This window comes from Flavobacterium sp. CG_9.1, from assembly GCF_015751645.1.
Lineage (GTDB): Bacteria > Bacteroidota > Bacteroidia > Flavobacteriales > Flavobacteriaceae > Flavobacterium > Flavobacterium xanthum.
The window spans coordinates 1-2114 of record NZ_JADOVC010000070.1 but is presented as its reverse complement, the minus strand read 5'-3'; the positions used below and the strand labels follow the sequence as shown (position 1 = coordinate 2114).

2 protein-coding genes are annotated in these 2114 nt (G+C 28.9%); both read right to left on the bottom strand.

Annotated elements, in window-relative coordinates; all coding sequences use genetic code 11:
* Positions 1–51 precede the first annotated feature (51 nt).
* Complete coding sequence (locus tag IWX83_RS17015; protein ID WP_196831348.1) at positions 52–579, bottom strand: hypothetical protein; 528 nt, start codon at positions 577–579, stop codon at positions 52–54.
* Between the two features lie 6 nt (positions 580–585).
* Positions 586–1929, bottom strand: coding sequence for a radical SAM/SPASM domain-containing protein (locus IWX83_RS17010; protein WP_196831347.1), 1344 nt, complete (start codon positions 1927–1929; stop codon positions 586–588).
* Positions 1930–2114: the final 185 nt, after the last annotated feature.

The following is a 2114-nucleotide window of genomic DNA, read 5'->3' as shown; positions in this document are numbered from 1 at the left end:
GTTATTTCCGATTTCAGCCGCGCAACAGAAAATTAAAACTTAAAAACTATCTTAAGTTTTTGAAAAAGTTGCATCGTGAATAGGTCGCAGCATATTTATGGTTTCATCTAAATTCTGCAATTTAATATAAACTCTTATTTTATTTAACCATTGCTCGCCTATTACAATAATGAAATATGGAAATGTTTTGCTTTGTTCGATCGCTAGATTAATTGCTTCATCAATTTCATTTATAGCTAACTCATATTTTCCATCGACATAATTTTTATAGGATAATAATGAATTATGTAAACTAAGCATTCCATTTTTCACAGGCTCTGAAAATAGATTCTCTAACGATAGCAACGTTTTAAAGTTTTGATTTGCTTGAAATAATTCTCTTCGCCTATATTGATTTAGTGTTTTTTCTGAAATACTCATGTAGTAGTAAAGAGACATTAAAGCTTCTTTTCCTAACTCTGACTTAAAATCATTGCTTAAATCATCAAATATATGTTTATTCTGAAATTGCACCTGTTCCATTGATAAAATAGCATTGTCATTAATTTTATCCAAGATATTATTTATTGTTTGATTCATAAATTATTAATTTTGATTGTTTATATATCTTTGCAATAAAATTCTATCGTCAATATTAAATTTAAATGATGGACATGCAGGAGTTCCTTCATGCCAGTCTTTAGGACAAGCACCTCCACATAAAGGTAGAAATTTGCAAGATTTACACCAAGAATCATTGGTTGGTATTTCGTCAAACCAATTTCTCATATGGGCATCTTTTGTAGATACATTTTCTTCTTTTGTAATATTTCCTGAATAATATATAGAATCATCGTAGTATGGCGTATATGGCACTTCCCAACAGGTTGAAACATTCCCAAAAGCATCTAATACTTCTGATGTTTGACTAACTACCATACATGGTTTTTTTGTTCTTTCAGGCACTATTGTTTTGCTTTTTAATCCATCGTATTCAAATAATTTCATATAAACCTCGATTTCAAAATCTGCAAATTCTTGCTTTGAAATGCCTTTTATTGTAGCTTTATTATCTCCCCAATCGTGTATAGGAGCAACATAAAAGCTAACATATGGTAGAATATTTCTTTCTTGTAAATAATCTATAAAATCAAGAACCGTATCTTTATTCTCTGCATCTACATTACATCTAAAATTAATTAATGCATTGTTTTTATATAGATCTGACTGTACAACTGTTTCAATATTATTCATTATTATATCAAAACTTTTTTCTCCATTTTTCAACATTCTTCTTTTGTCATGAAATTCCTTCATACCGTCAACTGTAATTTGATAATTAGTAATTTTATGCTCACTAACTAATTTTTCAAATAAAGAATACTTTAAATTAAGTCCATTTGTTATTATATCCGACGAATATTTAAGATTTCGTTCGTTAGCAAAGCTGATAAGCCTAGATGATAATTGCGATAAAGCAGACAGTCCTGTTAAAGGTTCACCACCATACCACGTGATGTGCATTGCTTTTATATCATCCATCTCATTACATTTCTGAACAATTCTTTGATACGATAGGTCTAAAACTTCTTGACTCATTACTTTATTTGTATGCAATTGGCCACAATAATGACAACCTAATTGGCAATTTCCAGAAGGCTGTATTATATATGTTAAAGTATGTTTGTCATCATCCGAGACAAATTGTTTATTAGCAGTTAATATTTCCTGCATTTCATTTTCATTTAAAGGAACATACACTTCCATTTGAATAATTTTGGCTATAATCTCATCAGGAATATTAGAAAAATTTAGCGCTACTATATCATCAAGTATTGTTTTAGATAGCTCTATTGAGATACCTGTTCTTGTTGAATAGAGTATAGCATTTGAATCTAATATTTCTGGATTGTCAATAATATGTATATACTTGGATAATTTGAAATTCATGTTTATGATATTTAATATTAAGAATATTTTAAAAAGAGGCTATCCATAGGATAGCCTCGGGTAATTGAGATATTAATTAATAACTCCAACTATGCTGCTCCCCAAAAAACGTACAATTTTTTGCTTTAAATTAAGATAGGATTAAAAACCTTAAATTAGCAGAATTATGTCAAGAACAAGAAGAG

Excerpts from the sequence above, each read along its gene's own strand:
- IWX83_RS17010 (WP_196831347.1), bottom strand. The coding sequence starts at position 1,929 with ATGAATTTCAAATTATCCAAGTATATACATATTATTGACAATCCAGAA.
- IWX83_RS17015 (WP_196831348.1), bottom strand. The coding sequence starts at position 579 with ATGAATCAAACAATAAATAATATCTTGGATAAAATTAATGACAATGCT.